The organism is Clostridia bacterium (genome assembly GCA_014360065.1).
GTDB lineage: Bacteria > Bacillota > DSM-521 > Neomoorellales > JACIYF01 > JACIYF01.
This window is the reverse complement of record JACIYF010000154.1, coordinates 1-5,138: the sequence shown is the minus strand read 5'-3', so window position 1 is coordinate 5,138 and position 5,138 is coordinate 1. Positions and strand designations below refer to the sequence as shown.

Here is a 5,138-nt window from a genome sequence, read left to right as displayed (position 1 = left end):
GTCATATCCGGAAGTAATTCTTGGGGAAGGCCATTGGACAAGAACATCTTGACCAGTTCTCCAGCATCGGTCGGCTCCGGATGGGAAATAACGGAAGCCATCCGGCAATCCCGGTCCAGCAGGAAAACTTGCGCCCCAGATTGTTCCTGCAACCAACCTGCCAGCCCCAAATGGTCGGGGTGATAATGGGTGAGGTATATGGAGCGGATAGCCTGGGGACTAAGGTTTACCTCCTGAAAGGCATTGGCCCAAGCCTCCTGGGCCGGCTTGTAGTTGACCCCCGTATCAATGACAGCCCAGCCATCAGCGTCAGGAATGAGGTAACAGTTGACCCACTTCAACGGAAAGGGAAGTGGGATTTTGGCCAAGTAAATACCGTTTATCTCCAGCATATTGTCTATCCTCCACCTCCGGGTTGTCCCGTTAACCCGTCGTCCCGGGTTAGTTATATTTTTTAGTGCCTGCTTCCCCTGATCGGCCAACAGCTCCTTCACCCAGCTTCTTTCGAGCCGTCAAGCGCGCCAGGCGTTTGGGCATGATCTGAGCTATACCGCATATATATGGCTAACCCGGCCAAGGCTGCTCCTGCTGAAGCGGCGTACACAGCCGGATAACCCCATTGGGCTGCTACCACTCCCCAAAGCATGGCCCCGATGCCGATGCCCAAGTCAAAAGCGATGAAGAAGGTAGCATTGGCAGCTCCGCGCCGCTGGGGGGCTACCCCTTCTACAGTTATGGCCTGCAGGCTTGGCTGGGCTAATCCCATGCCCAGTCCATTCAAACAACCAGCCAACAAGAACAGGCCCAAGCTGTCCGCCAGCGCCAGCGCCACCATGGCTATGGCTACTACGACAATGCCAGGGATAACTACGGGGCCATGACCCCGGGTATCAGCAACTCGGCCAGCCAAGGGACGAATGATCATTAGCGACACGGCTTAGGCAGCAAAATAGGGTCCAATATTATTTACCCCCCTCTGTTCCGCGTAAAGGGAAATGAAAGTCACTACTCCTCCATAGCACAAAGTAAGGAAGAACATCACCAGGCCAGCTTTAAACGCCTTAGGCTCAGCTAGGTCGGCCCAGGAAAAGGGCCGGGGCCCATGGCAGTTAGGAGCCAGTCGGGCACTGATTTGCGTAGCCAGCACCAAAGCCAGCAGTCCTAAACCGGAAGAAATGGTAAAAACCAGATTGAAAGGGTAGCGCTCAGCCATGGCTAATCCGAGGGTAGGAGCCACGGCCATGGCCAAAGTAGGAAATACGCCATAATACCCCATGCCCTCAGCCCGGCGGGAACTGGGGACTACATCAGCTACGATGGTACCAGCAGCAGTAGTTGAAGCTCCCCAGCCCAGCCCCTGCAGTAGCCGCAAGCCAATTAACCAAGCCACGGTAACCGCCCACCGGTAGGAGAACACGGTTAGCACGAATATAGCCAACCCAGCAAGGTAAATGCCGCGCCGTCCTCGGCAATCTAAGGCATAGCCTACGGGTGGACGGATTAATACTGCCGAGATGGTAAACACCCCAGCGATCAGCCCAATGAGTTCCTCGCCGATGCCCAAGCTTTCTACATAAAGGGGCAACACCGGCATCAATAGTTGGAAGCCTAAAAACACAAAAAGATTGGTAAGGCAGATCAACAGGAAATCTTTGGTCCACAAAGACGCTCTGGCCGGGGTAAGGGTTTCTAGGCTTGCTTGCTCGGGCAGTGAGGTTCTGGTCTCCGTACCGACTCATCTCCTTCAGCTGGCCCCAAGCGATTAAAAAGCTCCACCAGCGAGATCAGGTCCCTTTGGTTATGCTCAAGAATTGTTTCTATTATACTATAGTCGCGGGTGCGGAGGAATTGGAAGTAAGCCTGGGGTATGAGCTCTCCAGGAATGTCGCTTTCCCTCACTTGACCCCAAACTGACCGTTCCAGGGTCTGGAGACGGCAATCGGGAAGAAAAGGTCGGTAGCTCCGCCGGGCCCAATATAGTAAATCAATGTGCAACCGGGGAGTTGGAGGCACAAGCCCATTCTCCAGACATCGGCCCTCAATAAAGGGGAGGTCAAATCGCTTGCCGTTGAAGCTTACCATTACCGGATATCTGGACAAGGTGCTAGTAGCAGCCCGGAGCACTTCTGCCTCTTCAGCTAGATTTCGCGCCCAAAACTGTCTTATCCAGAGCCGGTCCCCATCAGGTGCCAGGGTCAGAATCCCGACCAAAAACAAAGGCTGATTCATCCATAAACCGATGGTTTCAATATCGATAAAAGCTAGGTCTTGGGGGGCAAAATAAGCTAGCAACTCATAGTCGCTGGCTCCCAATAGTCGCAAGGTACGCAGATCGCCCTGTTCCACCGCTGCCAGCGCCAAGGCCGCTTTATCCTGCCAGCGGGGAATTTCTATCAGGTCAGCAATGGAATTCTTTCCGACGCTACTCAAAAGCCGAGCGTATACCGGACCCACCCCACGGACCAATTGCAAGTTATGAAGCAGGCTGTCCGTGGAGATGGCGGGCCATTGCAGGTCGGGTGGACCTAGCAAAAACTGGAGTTCCATCCCACAGCAGAAATCTCCAGCATCAGAGGAGGTATTCTTGACTTCGGCTCGGTGGTCGCTCTGGGGTCGGGCTTCCCGAACCCTCTGCTGGCGGATCCCCTCCAGCCTGTCCCACAAAGACACCCGTTTCGCCTCCCCCCCGCTCCTCCAGAAAAACATATATTTCTGGCTGGGGCGCTGTTCCTCCGCTCCGTAATCCTGCGCGCCCAGCACTCAATTTACCTATCCGTTCACCAGGCATCGCCCAGTCAGGTGCTAAGACACCCTTACTAGCTAAGTCCTAGTTGCTGCCGATTGAGTGCTGGATCGCTTCCGGACCAGCCCCCAGCATCCCTTACGTGCTTTTCATGCCTGGTTGTGCGGCTGGCCGCATGGGGCACTTCTACTGGTAATACGTTAAGTACAGTTTACTCAATCAGCCGCCTGAGGATCAATATGGCCGCCCGCTTGTCCAGAGGTCGATTGAAGTTAGAGCATTTAGGAGAGTGGATGCAAGACAAGCATCCATTCTCGCACCGGCAGTGGGCCACCACCTCCAGGGTGGCCGCCAATACTTCCTCGGCTTTTTCATAGGCCGCCTGGGCATAACCAACGCCGCCACTATAAGCATCATGAACAAAAATGGTGGGAGCTCCGGTCTGACAATGCTCGGGGGTAGACAGCCCTCCCAAATCGTTACGATCCCCCATGGTAAATAGCGGCAACATCCCAATGGTGGCGTGTTCCACCGCATGTATACCTCCCGCTAAGTCCAGGTCAGCTTCATTTACCTCCTGGGCCAAATGGTCCTCTAACACTAAGACCAAGCCCAGGGTCTCCAAAACCTGCTCCGGTAGCTCGAGTTCCTCTCTCCCCACCAGCTGGCCCGTCGGCTCCTGTTTCTTGGCAAACCCGGTCACTCGGGTAGTGACCTGGAGCTGAGCTAGAAGCAAGCGGGCATGTGGGCCCAAAGGCCGTTCCCTCAGCACCCCTAAAATCTGGGTGGTCTTGGTACGCTCAGCCACGGTATAGTAATCTACCTCGGCTGGTTCTAGATAGGCCACCTTGGTCTCCAAATCCAACCGGCGCACCAAATAGGTATCCCCTTGATGTAGGTAGATAGCCCCTGGGTGGGCCTCACTAAACACCCGATCGCCATCCATGATGCCAATTAGAGCATGGGGTTCCTGAGAACCTCGGAGCTGGAACACCTGACTCGAGCTGGAGCGCAGGTTAATTTTATCGGCCGGGTAATCTTGGCCCAGGTAGTAGTACCGGCCCTGGTGCTCCACCAACTGCCCGTCCTGAGCATGCAGGGCTAAAAGATCCTGCCAGACCGGCGGCCAAAGCAGCCCATCGGCTTCTTCCGCCCTAGCGGGAAGCTCCTGGGCTGCGCACAGCACATGCCCCCCAAGAATATAGGGGTTAGCCGGATCGGTAAGAGCGCTCTCGGTCGGTTTAGAAAAAAGGGCTTGCGGATGCCGTAAGAAAAACTGATCCAGGGGGTTTTCCACCGCGATAAAGATGGTGAGGGATTGGTTCTGGCGCCGCCCAGCTCGGCCGGCTTGCTGCCAGAGGGAGGCTACCGTCCCCGGAAAGCCAGCAATCAAGGATACATCCAGATGGCCGACGTCGATGCCCAGCTCCAGCGCATTGGTGGCTACCACTGCTGTCACCGCTCCACGGAACAGAGCCTTTTCCAGGGCCCGCCTTTCGTCGGGCAGGTACCCGGCCCGGTAAGAAGTAATCTGGCTAGCCAGGTTACCGTCGGGCAAAGCAGTTAAGCGCCGGCGCACCTCTCGCCCCACCCGCTCCACCGTTTGCCGGGAGCGGGCAAAAGCAATGGTCCGCACCTGGTTTTGGACCAAGAGATCTAGAAGCCATACCATCTCCTGCCGGTAAGGTACGAGGAAGGGCGGCTGCCAGAGCACAAAGGTTTTCTGGCCCCGGGGCGCACCATTATTGTCAATCACCCGGAACGGCAGCCCCGTCAGCCGCCGGGCATGTTCGTCCGGGTTGGCAATGGTGGCGGAGCAAAGGATAAACTGGGGGTAAGCGCGATGGTGCGCGGCCAAGCGCCTTAGTCGCCGCAGCACATGCCCCACATGGGTGCCGAACACTCCCCGATAGGTATGGACTTCATCTATTATCACAAAACGGAGATGGGAAAGGAAGCAGTGCCACTTTAAATGATTGGGCAGAATCCCCTGGTGCAGCATGTCGGGGTTGGTGATTAGGATGCGGGCTCGTTCCCGGATGCCGGGCTTAGCCGGATCGGGGGTATCCCCGTCATAAATGGCAGCCTCCACCGTTACTGGAAATTCGTGCAGCCCCTCCCATTGATCCCGAGCTAGGGACTTAGTAGGGAAAAGGTAGAGGGCACAAGCCTGGGGGTCACCAAGTAAATGACTCAATACTGGAAGATTGTAAGCCAAAGCTTTCCCCGAGGCGGTGGGGGTAACCAACATCACGTTTTGGCCCCGCTCAATCGCGTTTATGGCTTCAGCTTGGTGAGTATAAAGCCTTAGGCCCCGATGGCGCAAATAGGCAACCAAGGAAGGGGCCAGCTGGACCTCAGGGTCCAGCTGGCCCCACTTGGGCTCTTGGGCAGG

5 protein-coding genes are annotated in these 5,138 nt (G+C 56.1%); all 5 read right to left on the bottom strand.

The annotated features are described in order from the left end of the window. Window positions 1-392: MBL fold metallo-hydrolase (locus H5U02_13920; GenBank protein ID MBC7343518.1), on the bottom strand; the 392-nt coding region annotated here is incomplete at its 3' end. A 98-nt stretch (window positions 393-490) separates the two neighbouring features. Next, complete coding sequence (locus tag H5U02_13915; protein ID MBC7343517.1) at window positions 491-934, bottom strand: MFS transporter; 444 nt, start codon at window positions 932-934, stop codon at window positions 491-493. 3 nt (window positions 935-937) lie between these two features. Next, complete coding sequence (locus H5U02_13910) at window positions 938-1,663, bottom strand: MFS transporter (GenBank protein MBC7343516.1); 726 nt, start codon at window positions 1,661-1,663, stop codon at window positions 938-940. A gap of 26 nt (window positions 1,664-1,689) precedes the next feature. After that, the gene (locus tag H5U02_13905; GenBank protein ID MBC7343515.1) at window positions 1,690-2,670 is read right to left on the bottom strand and encodes a ribonuclease H-like domain-containing protein; all 981 of its coding nucleotides are present in this window, start codon (window positions 2,668-2,670) and stop codon (window positions 1,690-1,692) included. A gap of 284 nt (window positions 2,671-2,954) precedes the next feature. Continuing rightward, window positions 2,955-5,138: DEAD/DEAH box helicase (locus H5U02_13900; GenBank protein ID MBC7343514.1), on the bottom strand; the 2,184-nt coding region annotated here is incomplete at its 5' end.